At 68.9% G+C, this 25467-nt stretch carries 23 protein-coding genes; 6 read left to right on the top strand and 17 right to left on the bottom strand.

Annotated elements, in window-relative coordinates:
* Positions 1–59: 59 nt before the first annotated feature.
* The gene (locus tag RM1_RS03240; protein WP_072749990.1) at positions 60–980 is read right to left on the bottom strand and encodes a tyrosine-protein phosphatase; all 921 of its coding nucleotides are present in this window, start codon (positions 978–980) and stop codon (positions 60–62) included.
* Between the two features lie 272 nt (positions 981–1252).
* Here RM1_RS03240 and RM1_RS03245 point away from each other — a divergent pair, with 272 nt between their 5' ends.
* Positions 1253–2116 carry an SDR family NAD(P)-dependent oxidoreductase gene (locus RM1_RS03245; protein WP_072749991.1) on the top strand — a complete coding sequence of 288 codons (864 nt, stop codon included), beginning with the start codon at positions 1253–1255 and terminating at the stop codon, positions 2114–2116.
* Between the two features lie 87 nt (positions 2117–2203).
* Positions 2204–2821 (top strand): PadR family transcriptional regulator, encoded by a 618-nt coding sequence (locus tag RM1_RS03250; RefSeq protein WP_072750049.1) that lies wholly within the window; start codon positions 2204–2206, stop codon positions 2819–2821.
* A gap of 23 nt (positions 2822–2844) precedes the next feature.
* On the opposite strand, the gene RM1_RS03255 is transcribed toward RM1_RS03250, so the two are convergent.
* From RM1_RS03255 to eccCa, 12 genes are all read right to left on the bottom strand, one after another.
* Positions 2845–3591, bottom strand: a complete 747-nt coding sequence (locus RM1_RS03255) for an IclR family transcriptional regulator (protein ID WP_083576501.1) — start codon at positions 3589–3591, stop codon at positions 2845–2847.
* A 157-nt stretch (positions 3592–3748) separates the two neighbouring features.
* A complete protein-coding gene (locus RM1_RS03260; protein WP_027501814.1) occupies positions 3749–3952 on the bottom strand; it encodes a PspC domain-containing protein in 204 nt (67 codons plus the stop codon).
* A 187-nt stretch (positions 3953–4139) separates the two neighbouring features.
* A complete protein-coding gene (gene glmM, locus RM1_RS03265) occupies positions 4140–5480 on the bottom strand; it encodes a phosphoglucosamine mutase (protein ID WP_072749993.1) in 1341 nt (446 codons plus the stop codon).
* Between the two features lie 118 nt (positions 5481–5598).
* Complete coding sequence (gene rpsI, locus RM1_RS03270; protein ID WP_027501816.1) at positions 5599–6123, bottom strand: 30S ribosomal protein S9; 525 nt, start codon at positions 6121–6123, stop codon at positions 5599–5601.
* On the bottom strand, positions 6120–6563 hold the full coding sequence (rplM, locus tag RM1_RS03275) for a 50S ribosomal protein L13 (RefSeq protein ID WP_027501817.1): 444 nt from the start codon (positions 6561–6563) through the stop codon (positions 6120–6122). The genes rpsI and rplM overlap by 4 nt, the downstream gene beginning before the upstream one ends.
* 172 nt (positions 6564–6735) lie before the next feature.
* A complete protein-coding gene (gene rocD / locus RM1_RS03280) occupies positions 6736–7962 on the bottom strand; it encodes an ornithine--oxo-acid transaminase (protein ID WP_072749994.1) in 1227 nt (408 codons plus the stop codon).
* Complete coding sequence (gene ddaH, locus RM1_RS03285; protein WP_245815972.1) at positions 7959–8828, bottom strand: dimethylargininase; 870 nt, start codon at positions 8826–8828, stop codon at positions 7959–7961. The genes rocD and ddaH overlap by 4 nt, the downstream gene beginning before the upstream one ends.
* 144 nt (positions 8829–8972) lie before the next feature.
* Positions 8973–9263 carry a WXG100 family type VII secretion target gene (locus RM1_RS03290; protein WP_027501820.1) on the bottom strand — a complete coding sequence of 97 codons (291 nt, stop codon included), beginning with the start codon at positions 9261–9263 and terminating at the stop codon, positions 8973–8975.
* 77 nt (positions 9264–9340) lie between these two features.
* Complete coding sequence (locus RM1_RS03295; protein WP_027501821.1) at positions 9341–9655, bottom strand: WXG100 family type VII secretion target; 315 nt, start codon at positions 9653–9655, stop codon at positions 9341–9343.
* Between the two features lie 144 nt (positions 9656–9799).
* Positions 9800–10552 carry a type VII secretion-associated protein gene (locus tag RM1_RS26335; RefSeq protein WP_072749995.1) on the bottom strand — a complete coding sequence of 251 codons (753 nt, stop codon included), beginning with the start codon at positions 10550–10552 and terminating at the stop codon, positions 9800–9802.
* Complete coding sequence (locus RM1_RS26340) at positions 10549–11175, bottom strand: Hsp70 family protein (protein WP_072749996.1); 627 nt, start codon at positions 11173–11175, stop codon at positions 10549–10551. Before RM1_RS26340 ends, RM1_RS26335 begins: the two co-directional genes overlap by 4 nt.
* A complete protein-coding gene (eccCa, locus tag RM1_RS03310) occupies positions 11172–15176 on the bottom strand; it encodes a type VII secretion protein EccCa (protein WP_072749997.1) in 4005 nt (1334 codons plus the stop codon). Before eccCa ends, RM1_RS26340 begins: the two co-directional genes overlap by 4 nt.
* Positions 15177–15383: 207 nt before the next feature.
* On the opposite strand from eccCa, the gene eccD reads away from it, so the two are divergent.
* Positions 15384–16850 carry a type VII secretion integral membrane protein EccD gene (gene eccD / locus RM1_RS26680; protein WP_072749998.1) on the top strand — a complete coding sequence of 489 codons (1467 nt, stop codon included), beginning with the start codon at positions 15384–15386 and terminating at the stop codon, positions 16848–16850.
* On the top strand, positions 16847–18235 hold the full coding sequence (gene mycP / locus RM1_RS26685; RefSeq protein WP_245815983.1) for a type VII secretion-associated serine protease mycosin: 1389 nt from the start codon (positions 16847–16849) through the stop codon (positions 18233–18235). Before eccD ends, mycP begins: the two co-directional genes overlap by 4 nt.
* Here mycP and eccB read toward each other — a convergent pair.
* A complete protein-coding gene (eccB, locus tag RM1_RS03325; protein WP_072749999.1) occupies positions 18202–19668 on the bottom strand; it encodes a type VII secretion protein EccB in 1467 nt (488 codons plus the stop codon). The genes mycP and eccB overlap by 34 nt on opposite strands.
* A gap of 142 nt (positions 19669–19810) precedes the next feature.
* Here eccB and eccE point away from each other — a divergent pair, with 142 nt between their 5' ends.
* Positions 19811–21415 (top strand): type VII secretion protein EccE, encoded by a 1605-nt coding sequence (eccE, locus tag RM1_RS03330; protein WP_072750052.1) that lies wholly within the window; start codon positions 19811–19813, stop codon positions 21413–21415.
* A 7-nt stretch (positions 21416–21422) separates the two neighbouring features.
* Here the strand turns inward: eccE and RM1_RS03335 are convergent, their stop codons facing one another.
* Entirely contained in the window at positions 21423–21986 is a 564-nt protein-coding gene (locus tag RM1_RS03335; RefSeq protein ID WP_072750000.1) for an NADPH-dependent FMN reductase, read from the bottom strand.
* 193 nt (positions 21987–22179) lie between these two features.
* Between RM1_RS03335 and RM1_RS03340 the strand changes: the two genes are divergently transcribed.
* Positions 22180–23313 carry an IS30 family transposase gene (locus tag RM1_RS03340; protein WP_218019673.1) on the top strand — a complete coding sequence of 378 codons (1134 nt, stop codon included), beginning with the start codon at positions 22180–22182 and terminating at the stop codon, positions 23311–23313.
* 72 nt (positions 23314–23385) lie between these two features.
* On the opposite strand, the gene RM1_RS03345 is transcribed toward RM1_RS03340, so the two are convergent.
* Positions 23386–24258: an Ig-like domain-containing protein gene (locus RM1_RS03345; RefSeq protein WP_072750002.1), complete on the bottom strand. Its 873-nt coding sequence runs from the start codon at positions 24256–24258 to the stop codon at positions 23386–23388.
* 52 nt (positions 24259–24310) lie between these two features.
* Positions 24311–25453: an Ig-like domain-containing protein gene (locus RM1_RS03350; protein ID WP_169922278.1), complete on the bottom strand. Its 1143-nt coding sequence runs from the start codon at positions 25451–25453 to the stop codon at positions 24311–24313.
* Positions 25454–25467: the final 14 nt, after the last annotated feature.

A 25467-nucleotide genomic window follows, 5' to 3' on the forward strand; every position in this document is an offset into this window, starting at 1 on the left:
GGGCGACTCATTCAGGGCCGGCGTCGACGCCGTGATCCACCGATCGGAGGCGCGAGCGGCTAGCCGATCAGCTTGTGCCGGAGCGTTGTCACGGTGTCCGCGCTGAGCCCGAGCCCGGACGTCAGGTAGTTCTCGACCGTGCCGTAGGAGGTGACCAGCTGGTCGATGCCCGCCTGCAGGTAGCTCTGCTCGACACCGATCAGCGGGGCGATCTTCGCGGCCATCTCAGGCCCCTGGCCCTGCTCGATGTGCGCGAGCGTGGCCGCGATCGAGTCCTTGGCGTACTCGTTGGTGAGCAGGTAATCGTCCATGATCGTCCCCTGCGCCACCCCGGCGATGCTCAGCAGCAGGTACGACGCCCAACCGGTGCGGTCCTTGCCTGCGGTGCAGTGGAACACCTGCGGCCCATCGGTGTTCGCCAGCTCGGTGAGCAGTTTCCCGAACCCGGCCCGCTCCACCTCACCGGTGACGAACGCACGGTTGCCCGTGCGCATCAACTCGCGAGCGTCCTCGGGCGTGTGGATGTTCGCGACGATCTCGGCCTCGTTGACGTTGCCGGAGAGAATCGGGATGTTCATGTACGCGACCCCGTCGGGCAGCCGGTCCTGCTTCTTGGCGATCTCCCCCGCGCTTCGCAAGTCGTAGGCGACGGTCAGCCCGAGGCCCGCGAGGGTCGCGCGGTCCGCATCGTGCGGTGCGATCGCGTTGGAGCGAAAGAAGACCCCCTTGGCGACGTGCCGATCGTGCGCCGCGGCGTAACCGGTTCCGATGCCCGCGACATCGCGGAAGTTGTCCACGCTCGCCAAGCGCGGGGCATCCGCGACAGGCGCGGAGCTTCCGAGGCCGGCGGAGCCGGACTCGAGCAGCCCGGCGAGGGCTGGGGGAAGGACGGGCTCGGCCGCCGCAAGGCCAGCCGAACCCATGAACAGCACCGAACTCGTGACGAGCAGGGTAGCGACCCTGGTAACGCGTCGAGACATGAAGACCTACCTTCGTCGATTGACCGAACTTCTGTCGCCGGGGAAGGTAGGCCGCAGTGCGACCCCGCCGGGCGAGGATTCCCACGGAGCGGACAAACCCGTCATTCGCCCGACACCGGCGGGAATCCGAATCGACTGCCACAGGAGCACTCTCGCCACGGGTCGGCGTTCGACCGATGTTCCCGCGGACCGGACATCGGCCGTCTCGTGCAGATGGGGCGGCGCTAGCGTCGGCGGTCCCGGCAAGGACCCACCACTGGAGAGGTGTACCCATGACGCTCGATCTGAAAGGGAAGACGGCGCTGATCATCGGCGGCGCAGGCGGCATCGGCGGCGCGGGAGCTCGCGCCCTGGTCTCGGCTGGTGCGTCCGTGACGATCATGAGCCGTGACGAGTCGAGGATCGCCGCCTTCGCCGCGGAACTCGCGTCGCAGGCCCCCGACGGCGCCCGGGTCGAACACATCGCCGGCGACTCACTCGTCGAGGAGGACGTCGCCGCCGCCGTAGCAAGGGCAGGCGGGGACGCCGGCCTGGACATCTGCGTGAGCACCGTCGGCCGCGGCAGCACCACGCCGCTGCTGATGAACAACGCCAACGACTTCACCGCCGAGCTGCAGGTCAACATCACGAGCGCGTTCGTCGCCATCAAGGCGTGCGTGCCTGCCATGGCGAAGGCCGGCGGCGGCTCGATGGTGTTCACCTCGTCGGTCATCGCTGCCCAGACCTTCCCGTACATGAGCGGCTATTGCGCGGGCAAGGCCGGGCTCGAGGCGCTCATCCGAACGGCAGCAGACGAATTCGGCCATCTCGGCATCCGGATCAACTGCATCAGGCCGGGCCTGGTGAACTCACCGGACAATCCGAAGGTCGCGGCCAGCTTCACGGACGGCCGGCCGACCGCGTTCCTCGAGCAGACGCCCCTCGGGCGACTCGGGGTACCAACGGACATCGCAGGCGCCATCCGGTTCCTCGCTGGGCCGGAATCGTCCTGGGTCACGGGCACGGCCATCACCGTCGACGGTGGCGCGCACATGCGCCGAGCCCCTGACATCACCCGACGGCTGCGCGACGAGCTCGGCGAGGCGACCGTCGAGACGCTGCTCGCAGGGCAGATACCGAACCGTCAGCGCAGCTGATCGTCGGCCGCCGAATGCTATTCTCCAGCCGTGGTTGAGCCCACGCCGTACCCCGAACTCCCTGCGACCGCGTGGGCGGTCCTGGGGATGTTCACGTTCGGGGAGAAGCTCACCGGCAACGACCTGAAGCGCTGGGCCGATCTGAGCGTCAAGTACTTCTACTGGGGTCCGTCCCTGAGTCAGGTCTACTCGGAGCTCAAGAAGCTCGAGGACCTGGACCTGGTCAGGTCCACCGTCGTCTGCGAACCCGGCATCCGGGCACGTCGCGTCTACGAGATCACCCATGCAGGCGTCGGCGCGATCCGGGCCTGGTCCCACAGCGCGCCAGTGGAACTGCCGGTCCTCAAGCACGGTGTCGTGCTCCGACTCTGGATGGGACACCTGAACGATCCGGAACACCTGAAATTCCTTGTCACCGAGCACATCAAGAACCTCTGCGAGATCCGGGACCGAGCAGGCGCGCAGGCCGTCAGGTCCGATCGCGACCCGGCATGGGCGTTCACCGCACTGAGCTTGCGGTGGTCGCAGCGCTACTTCCAGGCCGAGATCGATCTGGCCCGCGGCCTGCTCGAGGACATCGATGCCGCGGCAAGGGAATTCAGTCGCGTCGAGGAGTTCGACAAGTGGGACCTGCCCCGGCCGATCGCCCCTGGCGGCTGGCGCGGCGGCGAGGTCACCGACGACGCCCCGGTCGCAGAGGACTGACTCCCGCCGGGACCGGGCTTGGCCTACAGCGACGCGGAGTGACTGCGTACGAGCGGTCGCGCCGATCCGCTCTGCGAGTCCTTGTACTCACGCCAGATCTGGGCGGCGGCCGTCCGCACGGGAAAGCGGAGTCGATCCTCCGACACCACCCGGTTGATGGGCGCACAAATGGAGACGGCGGCCACCGCCTCGCGGCCGCCGGGCGGCCCGATGGGCGAGGCGATGCAGCCGAACCCCCGCAGGGACTCCTCGCGCTCGTAGGCTGTGCCGGTCTCGCGGACCGTCACGAGCCCAGGAGCCTTGAGTATCGCGCAATCGTAGGAGGCCAACATTGCCCTGCCGACTGCCGACGAGTACGCGGGTAGCCGGCCACCCACCCGCGAGGTGACCGCGGCGGCGAGCTCCCCACCGATCTTCTCGAGGTAGATCACGTCGGTTCCGTCGAGCACCCCGAGGTGCACGATGCATCCGGTGGTCCGGTGCAGCCACTGCAGGCTGGGCAGGGCCGCCTGTCGCAGCGGATCGTGGTGCACGGCGCTGGAACCGAGCTCCATCATCCGTAGGCCGAGTCCGTACTCGTTGCCCTGCCGGATCACCCACCGCAACGACACGAGCCGCTCGAGCATCCGGTGCACCGATGAACGGGGCAGCCCCGTCCGCAGCACGATCTGCGTCAGATTCAGGCGCCTTCCACCGTCGAAGACATCGAGGACCCGCGAGGCGCGCTCCAAAGTACTGGTGGCCGACTCTGCTGAGACTTCCCGATCCATCCGGACTCCTTCCCTGCCCCCAAGCTTGTGACATGGCTATTTCTAATCGGAAGTGTGTCATATCGGGCCGAGCGTGTGCAACGGGTCACAGAGGCGCAGCGAAGAACACCGCCCGACTGGTGTCGGGCGGTGCTCTTCGAGGAGAAGTCGGACCTGGTCAGATCTCGCTCTTCGGAATGAAGATCCACATCGCCAGGTAGATGAGGAACTGAGGACCCGGCAGCAGGCAGGAGGCGACGAACAGGGCCCGCACCAGCCACGGCTTCCAGCCGAGATACTCGGCAAGGCCTGCGCAGACACCGCCGAAGATGTTCCCGGTACGGGCGCGGGTGAGGCGACGGCTGGTGGTCTGGGTGGTCATGGCGCTCCCTTTCGTCGGACGATGCAGCGGCTCGCTGCGTTGTCCTCCACTATTCGGGAGTCGGCGCCCACACCGCATCGCGCTGAGGGTTGATTTCGGCCTCGGGGTATCCCCTTGGAGGATGAGGCGAATCCCCCGAAACGGTTCGGGGTTCACCCCCGGTCCCGGACCGCGGACGCGCGGCGTCCTAGACCGAGGCGACCCGGTCCGCGAGCCCGTCGGCCAGCTTCTGCGCGATCTCGATCTCGGTGGCCTCGACCATCACCCGCACCAGCTGCTCGGTGCCGGACGGGCGGAGCAGCACGCGGCCCGCCTCGCCGAGCATCGCCTCGGCCTCGGCGACCGCCTCGAGCACCGAGGGTGCGCAGGCGACCGCGGCCTTGTCGGTGACCTGGACGTTGACCAGCACCTGCGGCAGCGTGCGCATCACCGCGGCCAGCTCGCGCAGCGACTTGCCGGTCTGGGCCATCCGGCCCATCAGGCGGAGCCCGGTGAGCACGCCGTCGCCGGTGGTCCCGAAGCCGGGCAACACCACGTGTCCCGACTGCTCGCCGCCGAGGCTGAACGAACCGTTGCGCAGCTCCTCGAGGACATACCGGTCGCCGACCGCCGTCGTGCGGACCTCGATACCCGCCTCACGCATGGCAATGTGCAGGCCGAGGTTGCTCATCACGGTCGCGACCAGGGTGTTCTGGGCCAGTTCGCCGGACTCGCGCATAGCGAGGGCGAGCACGCTCATGATCGCGTCGCCGTCGACCACGGCGCCGGTGGCATCGACGGCCAGGCACCTGTCCGCGTCCCCGTCGTGCGCGATGCCCAGGTCCGCACCGTGCGCGAGCACCGCGGTCTTGAGCTCGTCGAGGTGGGTGGAGCCGCAGCCGTCGTTGATGTTCAGGCCGTCGGGATCGGCATGGATCGCGATGACCCGCGCGCCTGCCGCCCGGTAGGCCTCCGGGCCAACCGTAGACGCGGCGCCGTTCGCGCAGTCCACCACCACGGTCAACCCGTCGACTCGGTGAGTGGTGGCACGAGCGAGATTCTCGAGGTACCGCTCGGCCGCGTCGGCCGCGGCGCGGACGCGACCGATCCCGGCACCGGTCGGCCGCGGGATCAGGTCGCGGTCGGCGATGGCGGCCTCGATGCGGTCTTCCGACTCGTCGTCGAGCTTGTGCCCACCCGCCGCAAAGATCTTGATGCCGTTGTCCGGCATGGGGTTGTGCGAGGCGGAGATCATCACGCCGAGCGCGGCGTCGTAGGCACCGGTGAGGAAGGCGACGGCAGGAGTTGGCAGCACACCGACGTTGATGACGTCGACGCCTGCCGCGGTGAGCCCGGCGGTGACAGCCGCCTCGAGCATCTCACCGCTCGCGCGGGGGTCTCGTCCGAGGACGGCGGTCGGTCGGGGCGCGCCCCGCTCGGAGAGCGCGAGCACAGAGGCTGCCGCCCCCGCGATCCGCAGCGCCAACTCGGCGTCGAGCTCCGCATTCGCCAAGCCACGCACACCGTCCGTACCGAACATCCGACCCATGTAAGCAGACCCCTCTGTCTTCGCTACGACAAGAGCAGGCGTCCGGTACTGCTGGACGCCTGCTCTTGTTGGTGAACAGGTGCCGATACCGACCCTTGGGGCCGGCATCGGCGACACATCAGCGCTTCGAGTACTGAGATGCCTTGCGGGCCTTCTTCAGGCCGTACTTCTTGCGCTCGACGGCGCGGGCGTCACGGGTGAGGAAGCCGGCGCTCTTGAGGGCGGGGCGATCCTCGGGGGTGACCTCGATCAGGGCGCGGGCGATGGCCAGACGCAGGGCGCCTGCCTGTCCGGACGGTCCGCCGCCGTGCAGGAGGGCAACGATGTCGAAGGACTCGGTGCGCTCCACGGTGACGAGCGGGGCCTTGATGAGCTGCTGGTGCACCTTGTTGGGGAAGTAATCCTCCATGGTGCGGCCGTTGAGCTTGAACTCGCCGGTGCCGGGGGTCAGGCGGACGCGGACGACCGCCTCCTTACGACGGCCGACGGTCTGGATCGGGCGATCGATGTAGATCGGGGCTGCGGGGGCGACGGCCGCCTCGGCCTCGAACTCCTCGACGATCTCGGGCTGATCCGCGGAGTCGAACTCCTCCACCACGGTCTCCTCGACAACGACCTCAGCGGTCTCGTTCTGCTCGGTCACTGGGCCACCTGCTTGATCTCGAACGGAACCGGCTGCTGCGCGGCGTGGGGGTGATTCGGGCCTGCGTAGACCTTCAGCTTGCCGGCGATGGCGCTGCCGAGCTTGTTCTTCGGGAGCATGCCGACGATGGCCTTCTCCACGAGGCGGTCGGGGGTCCGCTCGAGGACCTCGCCGACGGTGCGGGACCGCAGACCACCCGGGTATCCCGAGTGGTTGTACAGGAGCTTGCCGTCACGCTTGTTGCCGCTGATCGCGACCTTGTCAGCGTTGATGATGACGACGAAGTCGCCGCCGTCAACGTGCGGTGCAAAGGTGGGCTTGTGCTTGCCACGCAGCAGGTTCGCTGCCTGCACGGCAAGTCGGCCGAGCACCACGTCAGTGGCGTCGATGACGTGCCACGTGCGGGTCACATCTCCGGCCTTCGGGGTGTACGTAGACACAGAACTTCCTCGTCATATCGTGTAGCTGCTGGCCACAGCGTGTGGTCCGGATGATCTCGGCGGCCAGTGGAGACCCGAGAACCCGCACTACAACGGGCACGTGAGTGCCGCGCCGTACCGCACGCCGACGTAGAACCATACCGCGCAGGTCAGGGCCCGGTCAAAGTCGGGCTCACCGCTCGCCGAGCGCGTCCGCCAGCTGCTCGACCGCCCAGGTGATCTCGTCGCGTTCGATGACCAGCGGCGGCGCCATCCGGATGGTGCCCTCGTGTGCGTCCTTCGCCAGCACGCGCCGGGCGAGCAAGCGCTCGCAGATGACCCGGGCGCCCGGCTGACCCGCCGCCAGCTGCACGCCTGCCCACAACCCGCGGCCGCGGACCTCCGAGACCTGGTCCGCGGGCAGCTGCCCGAGCAGACCGTGCAGGTGCGCGCCGAGTTCACGACTGCGCTGCTGGAACTCCCCCGTGTCCAACAGCCGGACCACCTCGCTGCCGACCGCACAGGCGAGCGGGTTCCCGCCGAAGGTGCTGCCGTGTTGACCGGGACGGATCACCTCCATCACCGACCGGTCCGCCACCACGGCGGAGACCGGGATCAGCCCGCCGCCGAGCGCCTTACCGAGGATGTAGACGTCGGGAACGACGTTCTCGTGATCGCAGGCGAAGGTGTCGCCGGTCCGGCCGAGCCCACTCTGGATCTCGTCGGCGAGCATGAGCATCGAGTGCTCGTCGCACAACGCCCGGACCGCGGCGAGATAACCGGCGGGCGGGACCAGCACACCGGCCTCGCCCTGGATCGGTTCGATCAGGACGGCCACCGTGTTCGGGGTGATCGCGGCGGCGAGCGCATCGAGGTCGCCGTAGTCGACGGTGCGGAACCCGGGTGGGTACGGGCCGAAGCCGTCGTGCGCATCGGGGTCGGTGGAGAACCCGACGATGGTGATGGTCCGGCCGTGGAAGTTCCCGGCGAAGGTGATGATCTCCGCGCTGTCCTCGGCGACACCCTTGACGTCGTACCCCCAGCGCCGAGCCAGTTTCAGCGCGGTCTCGACGGCCTCTGCCCCGGTGTTCATCGGGAGGACCGCCTCCTTGCCGCACAGTCGGCTCACGTCCTCACAGAATCCGGCGAACGCCGCGTGCTGGAAGGCTCGGCTGGTGAGCGCGAGCGTGCCGAGCTGCGCGCGGGCGACCTCGACGAGACGCGGGTGCCCGTGTCCGAAATTGAGCGCCGAGTACCCGGCGAGCATGTCGAGGTACTCGACGCCGTCGATGCCGCGCGCCCATGCACCGTGCGCCGAGTCGATGACCACCGGCAACGGTTCGTAGTTGTGTGCGCTGTGCTCCCGCGCCCGTGCGAGTTCCGCGAGCGTGCCCGCGGTCACCGGCACCCGCGCGCTCATCGAGCCGCCTTCAGTTCGCGATACCCGCGGAGTTCGAGGGTGCAGCATTTGATCCCACCGCCGGACTTGAGGAACTCCGAGAAGTCCACAGGGACCGGGGTGTAGCCGCGCTCCGCGAGCCGGTCCGCCAGCCGGTGCGCCTGACTGGGCAGCACCACATTGCGACCGTCGCTGACCAGGTTGAGGCCGAGCCACTCGGTGTCGGCCTCCTCGGCGATGATCGCGTCGGGGAACAGCTCCTGCAGGACACCGAGGCTCTCGGGGGCGAAGGCCCCCGGCAGGTAGGCGACGGTGTGATCATCGAGCACGCCGAGCGCCGTGTTGAGGTGGTAGTACCGGGGATCGATTAGTCGCAGGGTGACCACCCGGCGCCCCAGGTGCCGGGCCACCTCGGCGTGCGCGCGCTCATCGGTGCGGAACCCGGTTCCCGCGCAGACGATGTCGCCGACCACCAGCAGGTCACCCTCGCCCTCGTTGATGTACTCGGGACGGCTGGGCCGGAGCAGTCCGTTGGCGCGGAACCATCGCAGCACGTGGTCGGCCTCCGCCGCCCGCTGCTCGGTTCGGTAACGCGCACCGAGCGCGACCCCGTCGATGACGAGCCCGCTGTCGGTGACGAAGACCATGTCCGGGAGTCCCGGCACGGGTTCGATCGTCAGGACCTCGTGTCCGAGCCGCCGATAGGTGTCGACCAGATGCTCCCATTGGGACATCGCCAACGCGGTGTCGACGGGATCGTCTGGCCGCATCCATTCGTTGATGCTGTAGACCACGTCGAAGTAGGTCGGGGGGCACATCAGGTAGCTTCGCGGCCGCGCGCGGCGGGCGTCCGTCGGGCCGGAGTCGGCCCCTGCGGTCTGCGTCATCCCCTGCCCCTTTCGGCGAAGGTGCTACGAGTATCCGCGTCCGACGAACCCGAATCAATGACCCGGCCCCGAACACGAGAATTCCCCGGTGGCTCTCCTCCACCGGGGAATCCTCATGGCATGAACGCGACCAGCGCGCCGACCTCAGGCCCAGCTGGCGGCCGCGCTGTTGTTCGTCGCATTCATGTCGTCATTGCCCGCGCCGACGGCCCGACCGATGGCCTCGAGGACCTGGTTCAGCTCGTTGGCGGCGGAATCCCACTTGGCCTGCTGCGCCTGGTATGCCTCCGACGCGGAGCCCTCCCACTCGGAGACGAGAGGAGCGAGGTAGCTCTTCAGGTCACCCAGCTTGCCGTTGATGTTGCCGCTGGTGGCGGCGATGTCCGCGCGGGCGCCGTCGATGGCGCCGAAGTCGTAACGCATGGTCCCGCTCATGGGTCCTCCTACAGTGTGGATCGGAAGCAGTCTGGTTCGAAAAGGTGATCTCGCCCGGGCCCGACCCGAGCGCGACGTCAGATGTTGAGGCCGCCGCCCGCGCTGTTGATGGCGCTCGTGTGGTCGTCCTGCACCGCCGCGTACGCGACTCCGTTGGCCTTGATGTTCTCGCTGATCGCGAGCAGCGACTCGTTGAGGCGCTTGGCGCTGGAGTCCCAGCGGACCATCAGGTTGTCGAACGCGACCTTGGCGGCGCCCTCCCAGGCACCGTTGACGGCGGCGAGCCGACCCTGGAGCGAGGACAGCTGTCCCTGGATGTCCGCATTGACGTCACCCACGTGCCGCGACGCGGTCTCCATGGTTTCGGTGGTGGTCCTCATCTGACCGCTCATGCCCAGCTCCTTCGAAATCATCCGCGTCCTGGATTTCCAGCCCCCTCTGGACTGAGACGGACCGCGCCTACAGATAGTTGGACGCGCGCGCCCGGCCGTTCGGTTCCATCGAATCCGGATCAATTTCCGCCAGCCGGCGCACGGTCAGCGACCGGCGATCGCCGCCGAGCGAACCGCCTGCTCGCACGGACCGGCGAGGTCGCCCCACCGATCAGGCGAGATCTGGCAGCCGATGCTGACCTGCAGCCCGTCCTCGACGAAGACGGACCACCGCACCTCGGTATCGGGGTCCGGTCTCTCCCGGTACAGCAGTCCCGGCCGCCCGTGGACGACACCGCGCTCGAGCTCGGCGAAGGTCTCCGGCCGCATCGCCGCGCGCCGGCGCAGGGTGTGCGCCACCGCCTCGAGATCGGCGCCCGGCGTCAGTTCCTGCGCCACGACCAGGATTCGGGCCGCCGCGCCCTGCTCCGGAACCAACTCCACCCGGGCGGCGTCGCCGCGGTCGGCGCGCTCGCGCCACCCCCGGGGAACGGTCAGGCTCACCCGGCCCGCGTTCGCCGATGCCTGCGCCCGCACCTCCTTCTCCTGCTCCGCCGGTGCGCGGGGATCGGCGCTGCCCGCGACGACGACGACCGCGGTGATCGCCGCGACCACGAGCAGACCGGCCGCTACGAGCGGGCCCCACCGGCCGACGCCGTCCCACCGCGACCGGCGCACCACCGGCGCGATCGTCTCGATCGGCGCCGGGGCCCGGACAACCACGTCGAGCCCGCGGGCCAGCGCACCCGCCGCGACGGCGGAGCCGGGGACCGTCGTGGCCACCACCGGTAGATCCCACCCGGCCTCGACCGCATCGACGATCGAGAGTCCAGCCGTTCCCGGCAGTTCGCCGGTCACGAGGATTCTCGGCGGCCGCTCGGGGCACAGTTCACGCATCGCCGCGACGAACTCGCCTGCCGCGTCGGGGTTGTCACGCAGATCAGACGAGCCCAGCTCCCCCGGTGGACGCAGTCGTCGCCGTCGGCGCCCGGCACCGAGGCCGTCGTCTCGAGGAACCCGACCTCGAGTACCGCGCTTCCGGTCGGCATCGACTCGGGCGACCACCGCGCCACCGCATCCGGGACGCTGATCAGGAGCACCCCCTTGCCGATGCCGCGGCCGGCCTTGACCAGGACCCGCCGACGACCGCGACCCCAGTGCGCCGGGTGGGTGAGCACCACCAGATCCGGCACGGCACGCACCCCGAGCCCGGCCACCAGGTTTCCCAGCACGCCTGCCAGCACGTCCCCCATCGGGAACACGCGATCGCCGAGCGAGAGGTACTCGTCGTCGACATACCTGACCGGGTACGGCTCGAAGGACTCCGGATCGGCGATCCCCGCGGCGAAGGCCTGCTCCCCGAACCGCAAGCCGAAGGAGTCGGCGTACACCGCTGCCGGGCAATCGAAGTGGACGCCTGCGTGGCATCCCCAGACCGTCGACTCGGTGAGGTGGATGGCCAGCACCCCGTCGTCGGTCACAGCGGCGGGAGCCAGGCCACCTGCACCAGGGACGCCCCGGCCCTGGTGACCAGAGTGCCTCGGCCCGGCGGCATCTCACTGGGACGGATGGCGCCGATCAGGTTGCCCTCGTCGCGGCTTCCGCTCATCACGAGACCCGCGGGGACGAGATCGCGCAACCGCGCGATGATCGGCTCGTACAGCGCCCGGGCCGCGCCGCCGGACCGGCGGGCGATGACCAGGTGCAGGCCGATGTCGTTGGCGTGCGGCAGATACTCGAGCAGCGGGGTCAGCGGGTTCCCGCTCGCGGTGGCGACGAGGTCGTAATCGTCGACCACCACGTAGATCTCGGGGCCGGTCCACCAGTTCCGCTCGCGCATCGCCTGGAGGGTGATGTCGGGCGCAGGCATCCGGGTCTCCATGATCGAGGCGAGCTCGTTCATGAACTTGGTCGCCGTCGACGAGTTCGGCGCGTAGCCGGCGAGATGATCTCCATCGACGACCCCCAACATGGTCCGCCGGTAGTCGATCTGGATGATCTTGGCCTGCGATGGAGTGCTCGATTCCATGATGCCCGCGCAGATCCCGCGCAGCAGTGTGGTCTTGCCCGAGGCGCTGTCGGCGAACGTCAGCATGTGCGGCTGCTCCGCGAAGTCCACGAACACCGGGGCCAACTCGGCCTCGTCGATGCCGATCGGGAACCGGAGACATCCGCCGTCCCCCGCGGGCGGACGACCCGGCGCCGCCATCGCGAGCAGTTCAGCGCGCGGGAACCGTTCGGGGAGCATCCGCACCGGCGGTGCGGCGCGCCCGACGGTGACCGCCGAGATCCGTGCGACGGCATCCGCGACGCCCGCGGTGAGGTCGGCACTGCTCGGGTTCCCGTCCACCCGCGGCAGGCCCGTCAGCAGGTGCAGCCCCTCTCGCGTCATACCGCGGCCCGGTCGCCCCTCCGGCACGCGGGAGGCCTTCGGCCTGCCCACGTCCGAATCCGACGGGTCGCCGAGGCGGAGCTCGATCCGGGTGCCCAGCTGATCCTTGAGGGCCGGGCGGATCTCGCCCCACCGGGACGCCGTGAGGACCACGTGCACGCCGAACGAGAGCCCCTGACCGGCCAGTGCGCCGATCTGCGCCTCGAGGGGTTCGAAGTCCTGCCGGATGCTGGGCCAGCCGTCGATCACCAGGAACACGTCGCCGAACGGGTCCTCGGAGACGCCAAGCGCTGCAGGGCCGCCGGTGGCCGGGTCGAGCGAACGCAGCCGCCGGAACTCCGCCATCGAATCGATGCCCAGCTCCCGGAAGCGGTGCTCCCGCTGACGCACGATGGAGTTCATCTCGGCGACGGTGCGCCGCACCCGGTCCACGTCGAGGCGGTTCGCGACAGATCCGACGTGCGGGAGTCCTGCCAGGCCCGCGAGGGTGCCGCCACCGAAGTCGAGGCAGTAGAACTGCACCTGCTCGGGAGAATGGACCAGGGCCATCGACATGATCACGGTGCGCAGCACGGTCGACTTGCCCGACTGCGGTCCACCGACGATCGCCATGTTGCCCTGTGACCCGGAGAGATCGACCACGAGCTCGTCGCGCCGCTGGTCGTAGGGCCGATCCACGATGCCGATCGGTGCCCGCAGCGTACTGACCGCGGAAACCGGCTCGACCAGAACGGATCTCGGCAACATCGAGTCCAGGGTCGGCGGGTCCTCCAGCGGAGGTAGCCACACGTTGTGGGCGGCGGGTCCGCGTCCACGGATCCGTTCCACCACCGTCTCCAGGACCGTCGCCCCGCTCGGTTCGGGCTCTGTGTCCGCGGCGCTCGGCGGCGGCGCGGCCGGGACATCGATGATCAGATCGGACACCGGTGCGGCGGTGAACGGGCGCGGGCGCAGGTCGACAGGGGACGCGGCCGCCTCGATCGCTCCCCTGGTTCGTCCACCGAGGTAGGGACCGGAGACATAGGCCGCTGCAAACCTGACGATCTCGGCGGAGTCACACTTGAGGTAGCCCGAGCCCGGCGTCCCGGGAAGGTGGTACGCGTCGGGCACACCGAGAACGGTGCGGGACTCGTTGGCGGAGAACGTCTTGAGGCCGATCCGATATGAGAGGTGGCTGTCGAGCCCGCGCAGCTTGCCCTCCTCGAGCCGCTGACTGGCCAGCAGCAGGTGCATGTGCAGAGACCGGCCGAGCCGCCCGATCGCCACGAACAGATCCGCGAATTCCGGCTGCTGACTGAGCAGCTCGGAGAACTCGTCCACCACGATGAAGAGCGCAGGCAGCGGGGCGAGGTCGGCTCCGGCGGCACGCGCCTTCTCGTAGTCTGACACGTTCGCGAAGTTGCCCGCCGAACGCAGCAGCTCCTGCCTGCGGTTCATCTCACCCGCCAGCGCGTCCTTCATCCGGTCCACCATCGCGAGCTCCTCGGAGAGGTTCGTGATGACCGCGGCGACATGCGGCGCCCCCTCGAGTCCGAGGAAGGTGGCGCCGCCCTTGAAGTCGACGAGCACGAGGTTCAGCGATTCCGGCGAATGGGTGGCCAGGAGCCCGAGCACCAGGGTGCGGAGGAACTCCGACTTCCCCGATCCGGTTGCGCCGATGCACAGGCCGTGCGGGCCCATGCCGTTCTCGGCGGCTTCCTTGAGATCGATCTCGACCGGCGAACCGTCCATACCGACGCCGATCGGTACCCGCAGGCGCTCGCGCGCGGTCCTCGGCGCCCAAGCCACCTCCGGGTCGAGGGTGGCGACATCCGGGATACCGAGCAGGTGGTGCCAGCTCGCAACAGGCTGACCGTCCTCGACCGCGTCGGTCGCCTGCTGGGTTGCCGTTCGGTACGGGGCCAGTCGCCTGGCCGCGGTCTGCGCCTGATGAGTACTGAGCTGATCCGCGACCGCGAAGATCTCGATCCCGGAACCGCTTCGTGCGCCGATGGATTCGCCATCCATCACGAGCTGGATCCCCCGGCTCGCCGCCAGCTTCGGGCAGTAGCCGCTGAGATCGAGCACCGTCACCGAGTCGAGGCCGCCGTCGATGATGGACTCGCCGTCCAGGATCCCGCCGTCGATCACCACGATCATCTGCGCCACCCCCGGAGTCGCCGGGGCGTTGCGCGAGTATCGGCTGCGCACAGCCAGCTGCAGCCCGAGCGATGCCTCGAGCTCCATCAACGACCCGAAGAACATCCGGCTGGTTCCTGCCCCGTCCAGCGCCTCCGGATGCTGCGAATGTGGCAGCCATTTCGCCCATTCCCACTCGGGAGCGGTGTCGGGACCGCAGACGACCGCGATCTGCAACTGATCGGGACCGTGGAAGGTGCACAACTGCACCAGCATCGAACGCACCATCGCCCGGGCCGCCTGCCGGTCACCGTCGATTCCGATGGCGGCGAATCCACGCACCGAGACCGCGGTCGGCAGCTCGTGGACCACCGAATGGGTGCGCACGAATCGTCGCAGCGACACCGCGGCGACCGGTTCGAGATCCTCCACCGGACCGGTCTCGGGGGCGATCAACCGGGTCGCCAGCCGTTGACTGCCTCGGCCGACCCGAACGTGGCAGTAATCCGGATCGGCGACCCGCCGCTCCCACATCCGCGCGGTCCCCGCGAGCGTCCACAGGAACCGTGGGTCCGGGTGACTCCATTCGAGCGCCGCGCGCTGCTTGTCGCCGGTGTCGTAGACGTCCCTGCGTAGCTGATCGAGGTAGCGCAGATAGTCCTTGCGGTCCTCGTTCGCCTCGGCTGACCTGGCGCCCCCGCCCTTTCCGCCCCCACCCGCGAGCATCCCCAGCATCGAGACGACCATCATCACCGGGAACAGCAGAGACATCGGGTTGGCGGCCATGCCTGAGGTGAACATCAGGGCGACCATGCCGAGCATCGCCACCACCATCACCACCGGCAGCAGCTTGGTGAGCAGGTTGCCAGGAATGATCTTCGGGATCTCAGGCGGCGCCTGCAGGCTCAGCTCGCCGCCAGGCGTGCGCGGCACCTCTCGGCGCGCCCTACGTACGAATCGCACGGTACTCACGCGCGTTCACCCCCCAGATTCCGCTCGGCAATCCCGAAATGGACCCACTCCCCCTGAGTCGACACCTCGAGCCATGAGAGGTTAGCCCATCCCGCGCCCGCCCCACAGCGCCGGTCCGAGGATCCCGATGTCGTAGAGTGCACCCGTTAGGCGAGGATCGGTGCAGGTGGGGACCTGCACACCGAGTTTCTTGGGGGGAAACGAACAATGACCGCTGCGCGCGTGGATGCGTCTTCGGCCGACGCACATCGGGGTGGCCGCACGGACCTGTGTCGCCTGACGATCCTGGCAGATCACACCCAGGTGGACCTCGCGGTCCCGTTCGGGGTGCCGCTGGCACTGATCATTCCCGGCATCGTCGACATGATCGAAAGCCACAGCATCGCAAACGACTTCGCCACGCCGGCAGAGCCGTTCGAGCCAACCGAATGGGTGTTGGCACGGATCGGGCAGTCACCGCTGTCGGCCACCCTCAGCCTCGGCGAACACGGAGTTCGCGACGGCGACCTGCTGGTCCTCCAATCCGCGCCGACGAGCGCCCCGGCACCCCTGTTCGACGACATCATGCACAACGTCGCGGCGCTGGAGGCCGACCGGTACCGGCGCTGGACCCCACTCTCGGCACGGGTGATGGGCGGGGCCGTAGCCGTCCTCGCCACGGTGGCGGGCGCGGGAGCGCTGCTGCTGGCCCGCGCCGAATCGGACAGCCTCCTCGGCGCGTTCGCGGCCTTGTTCGTCGCCGCACTGCTGATCACGGCGGGCACCGTCGTGAGCCGGATCTACCTCGACCGTGCCGCGGCTGCGGTGCTGTGCGGATGCGCGATGCCTCTCGCATTCACCGCGGGCGCCCTGATGGTGCCGGGCCGACTGGGCGCCCCCGGCCTGCTGCTCGGCGTGGTCACATGCGGGGCGGCCGCCGCACTCGCGCTGCGGATCAGCGGCGTCGGCCCGGCGCTGTTCACCGGGATCGCGTCCGCCGCGCTGCCGGTGTCCGCCGCCGCCGCGGTCGGCACGCTGACCGCACAGCCCACCTACGCGATCGGTGCGGTCCTCGCGGCCGTCGCGCTCACCGGACTCGCCGCCGCCCCGCGCATCGCGATGTTGCTGGCCAAACTCCCCCTGCCACCCGTGCCCGCACCAGGGTCGGCGGTCGACATCGAGGAGGAGGCCATCGAGCCGGACGCCGCACTGCCTTCGTTCACCTCCCTCGCGTCGCGCGCTGCCCGTGCCCGGCAGTACCTCACCGGCCTCGTGTGCGCGATGACCGTGCTGACCGCGGTGGGCGCCCTGATCGCCGCCAAGATCTTTGCCGACGGCGGAATCTACTGGCCCGGAACCATTCTCGCGGTGGTGTGCGCGGGAGTCCTGATGCTCCGCGGCCGCACCTACGCCAGTGCCGAGCAGGCGGCGCCCCTGATCGGCGGCGGCGCGGCCATCGTGCTGATGCTCCTCGTCGGCGCCGCCGTCACCAATCCCGGGCAGTCCGTCGGCGTCTTCGCACTCGCCGTCGTCGTCGCGGGTCTCGCGCTGGCGCTTGGCGTCGTCGCGCCGAACCAGACCTTCTCGCCGGTCCTTCGTCGCGGCGTCGAACTGCTCGACTACGCGGCGATCGCCGCGGTCGTCCCGCTGGTCTGCTGGGTGTCCGGGCTGTTCACCATGATGCGCGGCCTGTGAGCGGCCCCGCACGACGGATCCCGATCGCACTCGCCGGCATCGCCCTCACGGTGTCACTCGGCCAGGCGACCGCGATCGCAGTCCCCCCGCCGTCGATCGACCCCGGCCGGGTACCGCCCAACTCGGCGCCCTCCGGGCCGAAGACCGAGCTAAGGGATCCCTGCTCGACCACACAGCCGGTCGGGGACCTCGCGCAGGTACCGCCTCCGCAGCGCGCTCTCGACCTGGAGTCGGTGTGGCCTCTCAGCACCGGGCGGGGCCAGACGGTCGCGGTGATCGACACCGGGGTCGAGCGGCACAGCCGCCTGCCCGGACTGATCCCCGGCGGGGACTACGTCTCCACCGGCGACGGCACCCAGGACTGCGATGCGCACGGAACCCTGGTGGCGGGCATCATCGCCGCGAAACGTGACGGTGAGACCGGATTCGCAGGCGTTGCTCCCGATGCCCGGATCCTGAGCATCCGGCAGTCGAGCAACATCTATCGGGAAACCGACGGCCGCAAGGACGCCGAGGGACAGAACGCGCAGGGCGTGGGCAATGTGAGCACCCTCGCCCGGGCCATCCGGCATGCCGCGGACTTCCCCGGGGTGACGGTCATCAACATCTCCGAGGTGGCGTGCGTCCCCGTGAGCGGGGGCGACAGCGCGATGCTCGGCGCCGCCGTCGACTACGCCGCCCGCATCAAGGACATCGTCGTGGTCGCCGCGGCGGGCAATCTCGACAGCGAGGCTTGCAAGGCATCGAACCCGCCGACGAATCCCGCTACACCCCATGCGAATCCATGGGACTCGGTGACCACCATCGCGACCCCGGCCTGGTACGACGATCAGGTGCTCGCCGTGGGTTCGGTCGACCCGGACGGCGCGCCGTCCGCCTTCACCGTCCCCGGCCCGTGGGTCGACGTCGCCGCGCCGGGCACCGAGATCACCTCGCTCGACCCGCGCAGGCCGGAACCGACCGGGCTGACGGATTCCGTCAACGGTGGCTCGGTGCAGGGCACCAGCTTCGCCGCGCCCTATGCGGCGGGCACCGCTGCGCTGATCCGGGCCCGGTTCCCACAGTTGACCGCCCGTGAGGTCATGGACCGGATCGAGCGGACAGCGCACGCGCCCGCCGACGGATGGGACCCGCTCGTCGGGCACGGCGTCATCGACCCGGCGGCCGCGGTGACCGCGGAGCTACCCGGTGCCGTACCAACGCAAGACGCCCAGTCCGCCGCGATGGCCATCCCCGATGGGCCTGAGCCGCCCGACGATCGCCCACGAAATGTCGCCGTGGCGGGAGCGGGTGGCGTCGTTGCGCTGCTGGGCCTCGGACTACTGGCCTCGTACCCGTTGCGCCGCAGGCTTCAACGGGACGGCGGCGAAACGTCGACCGGCTGATCGTCGGGGGCGACCCCGTCGTGCGCCAGGAAGGCGGCCTCCCTGCCGAGCATCGGACCGGGAGGGAGCATCCCGACGATCGACCACGGCGCCGCGGCACTCCCGTCCGTGAAGCCGAGAACCTTTGCTGTCTCGACGTTCTCCACACCGTAGCGGACTCCCGTATCCGCAACGAAGAACAGGGCGCCCTTGCGCTCGCTCGAGGGATCGATACCCGTGGTGTGGACCAGCCCACCGCTACCCGGCTTCAGGTAGGCGGTGTCGGCGTTGGGTCCGGTTCCGTCTGCCTGCGCCAGCGCCACCATCTCGGCGTCATGCGGGAGCGGAATCGCGTTGCCGGTGATCACGTCCACGGTGGCACGCAGTCCCCCGTCTGACTCGTCCGCCCCGTCGATCGGCCGCCAGGACAGGCAACTGACCGGGCGGCTGTCGATATCGATGATCTCCGGCGCCACCGCCGGAAAGGTCGACACGGCTGGGTCATTCGCCTGAGGAGCACGAGACACGACGTCCGGGGTGACGCTGTCCGTGCCCGCGCTGCCCTGGGAGTCCGAGTACCGGATGAGGTCCTCGGTGGCCTGGCTGATCCGCTGCAGCCCGTCCCGCAGCACCACATAGGACTTGGTCTCCTGCGCGTCCTGCACGCGAACGACCGATCCGATCGTCTTGCCCTGCAACGAGTAACCCGGCAGGCTGCCGGCTCCTTCGATGACCGGAGGACTGATGGCGGGCGCCTCCGGGATCGCCGCGAGCAGGCCCGGGCTCACCGGCCGCGGCTCGACGCCGTCGAGGCCGAACGCGAGCGAGACCGCGCGATTGCCGGGGTCGATCCGGGCACGCTTTCCGTCGTAGACGAGGTACGTGCCGTCCGTTCCTGTCACCAGTAGCGCCTTGCCGTCGGCAAGGGTCGAGATGTTCTCACCGAGCTCCGGGTCGCCGGCGACGACAGCGGTACTGATCGCCTTTGTCCCGCCCGACGCGATGGAATCGCACACGGTCCATGCGGTCGGTTCACCGTGCGGAAGTGCCGATGGCGCACCGGGAATGCCCATCAGGGCGCCACGCGGACGAGTGCCGAGCTCCGACTCCTTGACGATGACCGGCGTCGCCGCGTCGCCGGCGATCAGTCGGGCGGACGCCAGGTTCAGCACCGGGTGGAGGGTGTCCTCCACCATCACGAACATCGCTCCGGAGTCCTTGCCGACGACGATCTGCGCGTCACCGATCTTGTCCTGCGGCCGGATCAACGCCAACGCTCCGCACCCGGCGAGGCCGATCACCGCCAGGACCGCCCCCACGGTCAGCGCACGCGACTGGGTCCGCATCGGGTCGTGCAGCATTCGCACATCCCGGCGAACCAGGGCGTGTTCCATCCGACGAACCAAGAAGCGATACCCGTTGACCTGCCAACGCGTGGTCGGCTGTGCTGCCATGATCCCTCCCCCGTTTGGCGCGCACTACGGAGGGACACAGTACAGTTCTGTCGAGGAACCGAGCGGCGGGGACCGCACGGATCAGGGGCGATGGGGGAAGATCGTGTCTCGACCGCGGGGGCGGCGTCGGCGTGTGGTGCCGATGGTGTCGATTCGAAATCTGGTGATCGCGCAGCTGTTGGGGGCGGGTGCCGGTGTGGCGGTGGCAGGCCTCGGCGCGACCTGGTGGCCTGCCGTGGCTGTCGGAGCGGCCGTCGCCCTGCTCGGCCTGATCCCGGTCGGCGGTCGCAGCCTGCTCGACTGGGCTGCCACCGGATGGCGGTATCTGCTGGGGCGCGAACGCCGTCTCGGCGAGACGTCCAACTTCCGCACCCCGTCGGGTCCCGTGGTCGGACTGCACTGGGACGACGGGTCTGTGGTCGCGGTCATCGAGGTGCTCCCGATCCCGGGCAACCTCACTCAGGTCACCCGCGACGGATTCGAATCGGTGCACCGGCTCCCTGTGCTCGCCCTGGCCGAATCGATGACCCAGCACGACATCAGTCTCGGTGGCATCGACATCGTCAGCCACGGCTACCGCGCGAGCGCGGGCAGCCCCGCCACCGAGGTGTACGACCAACTGGTGGGTCCGCTGCCTGCCATGGCCCAGCGGACGGTATGGCTCGCGGTTCGATTCGACGCGACCACCCAGTCCGGTGCGGTCGCGCGGCGCGGAGGCGGCACCACCGGCGCGGCGCGGGCGGCGTCGGTCGCGGCACGGCGGATCGTCCGCGCACTGTCCGAGGCCGGCTGCCCGTCCCGGCTGCTCAGCGCAAGCGAGATCACCTCCGCCGCTTCACAGATCACCCGCGGCGTGCGACCCGACTCGTTCTCCCGTTCCTGGACCCACACTCCGCTGCCTGGCGTGTGCAACACCGGTTATGCGATCGATCCACGGGTGCTGTCCGACGACTTGCTGGCCAAGCTGTGGGCACCGTCGAGCCTCGGCACCACGGTGACCGTGCGGCTGCGTCCCGGTGCACGCGCGGGCGAGGTACGGATCGCCGCCTCCTGCCGGATGACCACCCGCACCCTGCCGGAGCGGCTCGAGCTTTCCGGCCTCATCTCGATGCAGGGCAGACAGGCCGACGGACTGGCCTCCAACCTGCCATTTGCCTCGGCCCATCTCGACTCGCTCACCCCGTTCACGGAGTTCTCCACTGCGCAGCTCGATGCCCTGGCCCTGCCGCTGTCCGGGTGCGGCCAGCTGATCGGTTCCGACAACTACGGGCACGGACTGACGGCCCGGATCGTGGGACCGGAGATCGATTACGTGGACGTGCTCGGCGAGCTGTACCTCGCGCAGCAGTTGGTCTTCCGAGCCGTCGCGACGGGTGCCCGGATCCAGATCCACTCGGACCGTCCCCAGGTATGGGGCTCGCTGATCGATTCCATCGCCACGCCCGACCGGTTGCGGCTGGTCGAGGATCCCACCCGGCTCGACCCGACCTTCACCGCGGTTCTGTTCGACGGGGTGGAGCCGGTGCCGCCGCGCGCCGGGGTCACCACCATCCGGGTTCGCGACGTCCACGAGCCCGTGTCGGCGATCGATCCACAGATCTCGATCGTGCAGCCGGGCGCGAGCGGCGACCGTGTCACCCTCCGTGCCGGCGGCAATCAGGTCGACCTGGTCCTGGTCACCATCGCGCAGGAGACCGCGTTCATCGGCAGGCCGAGGGCCACCCGTCCGCTTCAGCCGGCCCGGTGAGGATCGGTCAGCCGGGATACGGGTCGGCGGCACGCGCGGAACGCAGCGCCTCTGCCCACCACGCCAGCTGATCGAGCAGTCGGACCGAGCCGTCGATCGCGGCGCCGTCCTCGGTCTCCCCATCCGGACCGAATCGCTTGCGCGCCTGATGAAAGCTCACGGTCTGGCGGATCGAGACCATGTGCACCTCGGCGACCACCTGACGTAGCTGTTCGGTGGCGCGCAGACCACCCGACAGCCCGCCGTAGGAGACGAAACCCACCGGCTTGGCCCGCCACTGCTCCTTCGCGGCATCGATCGCGTTCTTCAGCGCACCCGGATAGCCATGGTTGTACTCCGGGGTCACCACCACGAACGCCGCTGCGGCGTCGACCCGTTCGCGAAAGGCGTCAGCGTCGGGGCCGTCCGACAGATCGGCGGGCAGCGCGATGTCGGCGAGGTCGAGCACGCCGACATCGAAGGCCTGGTGCGCGCGCGCCCGACGCACGAACCAGTCGGCTACCACCGGTGCGAACCTGCCGACGCGGACGCTTCCGACGATCACCTCGAGCCGGATCGGTTCTGTTGCCACGTCCCCATCGAACCACGTATCGGTCGTCGGGCGCGTGTCCCCCGGACATGTGAAAGGCCCCCACCGGCTTGCGTTCTAGGGATCGTCGCAACACCCGAAACCTGGGGATGCGATGGATTTTGAGATACGCAAGGACCGTTCGACACAGGGACGTCGGAAGCTGCATCGGGAGCGGGAAGCATACTTCGAGCTCATGCAGCAGGGCGTAAGCAATCTCGAGGCATGCCGGATCGTCGGGATCCACTATCGGACCGGGCGAGGGTGGCGCAACGGACGCCGCCGATCGAACAACAGGCCTGCGACACCTCCAACGAATGCTGAGGTGTCGCAGGCCTGTTCTGGTCGTTACCTTCAGGAGAAGGACCGGATCTATATCGCCGACAGACTCCGAGAGAAGGCGTCGCTTCGCACCATCGCCCGGGAGTTGGGTCGATCCCCGTCGACCGTCAGCCGGGAGATTCGACGGAACACCACCCCCACAAGTAGGCAGTATCGCCCGCACGCCGCGCACGCCCGCGCCACCGCCAGGCTGCCCAGGCCAAAGGCAGGCAAGATTGCGCGGATCCCCGCGCTGCGCGAGGCGATTCAGGACCTGTTGCACGGCAGATGGAGCCCTGAGCAGATCAGTCAACGCCTCCGAAGGGACTTCCCGGAGCAGCCCGAGATGCACGTAACCCACGAAACCATCTATCAGGCCCTGTACACGCCCGGGCGCGGTGACCTGCATCGCGACCTGCACCGGGCCTTGCGAACCGCGCGACCCCGCCGCAAACGGCGGCGGCACCCGGAGCAGCGGCAAAGGCGGTACTCGTCACCGATGGTCATGATCAAAGACCGACCCGCGGAGGTCGACGATCGCGCTATCCCCGGACACTGGGAAGGCGACCTGATCATCGGGAAGAACGGATTCTCCGCGATCGGGACGCTCGTCGAACGAACCAGCCGCTACGTCATGCTCGTTCACCTGCCGTGCGACCGATCCGCCACAACTGTCAGAGACCGACTCGTCGAGACCCTGCATCACGTACCGGCCCACCTCAAGCGGTCTCTGACCTGGGATCAGGGCAGCGAGATGGGACGCCACCACGAGCTGACCCGCGAAACCGGCATTCCCGTCTACTTCTGTGAACCCGGAAAACCGTGGCAACGCGGCTCCAACGAGAACACCAACGGCCTTCTCCGTCAGTACTTCCCGAAGGGCACCGACCTGTCCCAGCACTCGCGCCATCACCTCGACGCCGTCGCGGCCCAAATCAACGCCAGACCAAGAAAGGCGCTCGGCTGGGATACCCCAGCCGAGCGCCTGGCTAAGCTCACCGCGGCCTGAAATCAACCACCGTGTTGCGACGACCCCTCGAATCCGCCCCGGTCGGGTGGGGGCCTTTCACGCTGCAGATGATCAGGAGCCGAAGTTCAATCCTGCCGAACCGGTTCCGCCGCCGCTACCGCCCGACACGTTCACGGACAACGTCGGCGAGGTCGACTCCAGGAACCGACCCGCGCCCGAGTACACCGCGGTGATCGGGTGGCTCCCGTTCGTGTCGAAGGTGTGCGAGAGCACCGCCTTGCCGTCCACGACGTTGACGGGTGCACCGATCGGGGCGCCGCCGTCCTTGAACTGCACGGTGCCGCCGGTGGGAACCGGTGCCACCGTCGCCGACAGCTCGACGGCGGTGCCCGCCGCCGCGGAGCCCGGCACCGTCAGCCCGGTCAAGGTGGCGGTGTCCGGCGCCTCAACGGTCGCGAAGACGCCGATCGGGTTGAACACCTGCGTCGAACCGAAGGTGTTCACGTCGAACGTAAGACCACTGTCGAACGTGCCCGCGGGCGCATTGTCCGGAACCTTGTACGACAGCTCCAGCGACACCGTCCGGTTGACGTTCTTCGACAGCATCCACGCACTGAGCGAGTTCGACACCGACACCCGGTTGTTCGCCACATCCACGCTCGGCGTCACCGCCGACGTCGACGCCGCCGACACCTTCGCACTCCCAGGCACATACTCGAACCCGGCCGGATGCACATCGGTGATCTTGTTCAGGTACCGATCGATGATGCTGTTCACCGAGAACTCGGTCCGGTAGGTCACCACCTCACCGGGAAACACCACACCGTCACCGAGCAGCGTCTTCGTCGCCACGATGTTCGTGGTCGTCACCGTCGCCGACGTCTGCGCCGCCGACGCGACACCACCACCGACCCCTAGACCGAGGGCGACAACGGCCGCCACGCTGATCGCGGCCGCTGCGCGGCGCATCACCGTCTGAGACATGAGAATTCCTCCAAGGTGCTTGTGTGGAACTGAATGCGACCGGCCCTCGTGATCAGGAGCCGAACCCGAGCGACCCGGTGCCACCGGTGTTCGCCCCGGTGACCTTGAGCGCGGTGACCGCGGAGGTCGACGTCTTGAAGCCGGGCGCCCCGGAGTACACGGCGGTGATCTGATGATCACCCGCGGTGTTGAACGTGAACCACAGCGTGGCCTTGCCGTCCACGATGACCACCGGGCCGCCGATCGGGATGTCACCGTCCTTGAACTGCACCGTGCCGCCGTTCGGGGCGGGGGTCACGGCGGCCACCAGGCTCGCCTGGACGCCGGTCTGCGCGTCGCTCGCGAGGCTGAGCACCGTCGAGGTCGCCACGTCAGGCAACGACACCGCCACAGTCGAGGGCGCGGAGGTCGAACCCGCGAATCCCGGCACGCCCGAGTACACCGCGGTGATGCTGCGCGGGCCCGCCGTTGCGAACGCATGCGACAACGTCGCGGTGCCGTTCACGACATTGGCAGGCGCACCGATGTTCACGTCGCCGTCCTTGAACTGCACCGTGCCACCCGCAACGGACGGGGACACCGAGGCCGACAGGTCAACCGCGACACCAACGGTTGCGGCCGCGGGAGCCGTCAGCTGCGTCGTGGTCGCGGCCGGACCCTGCACGTCGATCGTCACGCCGATCGGATTGAACGTCTGGGTCGAACCGAAGGTGTTCACGTCGAACGTCAGACCACTGTTGAAGGTGCCTGCGGGCGCGTTGTCCGGAACCTTGTACGACAGCTCCAACGACACCGTCCGGTTGACATTCTTCGACAGCATCCACGCACTGAGCGAGTTCGACACCGACACCCGGTTGTTCGCCACATCCACGCTCGGCGTCACCGCCGACGTCGACGCCGCCGACACCTTCGCACTACCCGGCACATACTCGAACCCGGCCGGATGCACATCGGTGATCTTGTTCAGGTACCGATCGATGATGCTGTTCACCGAGAACTCGGTCCGGTAGGTCACCACCTCACCCGGGAACACCGAACCATCACCCAGCAGCGTCTTCGTCGCCACGATGTTCGTGGTCGTCACCGTCGCCGACGTCTGCGCCGCCGACGCGACACCACCACCGACCCCGATACCGAGCACCGCGAGGGCGGCGCCACTCACCGCCGCCACGCGACGCATCAACACACCGGACATGAACGTTCCTCCAT

The organism is Rhodococcus maanshanensis NBRC 100610 (assembly GCF_001894865.1).
Classification (GTDB): domain Bacteria; phylum Actinomycetota; class Actinomycetes; order Mycobacteriales; family Mycobacteriaceae; genus Rhodococcus_G; species Rhodococcus_G maanshanensis.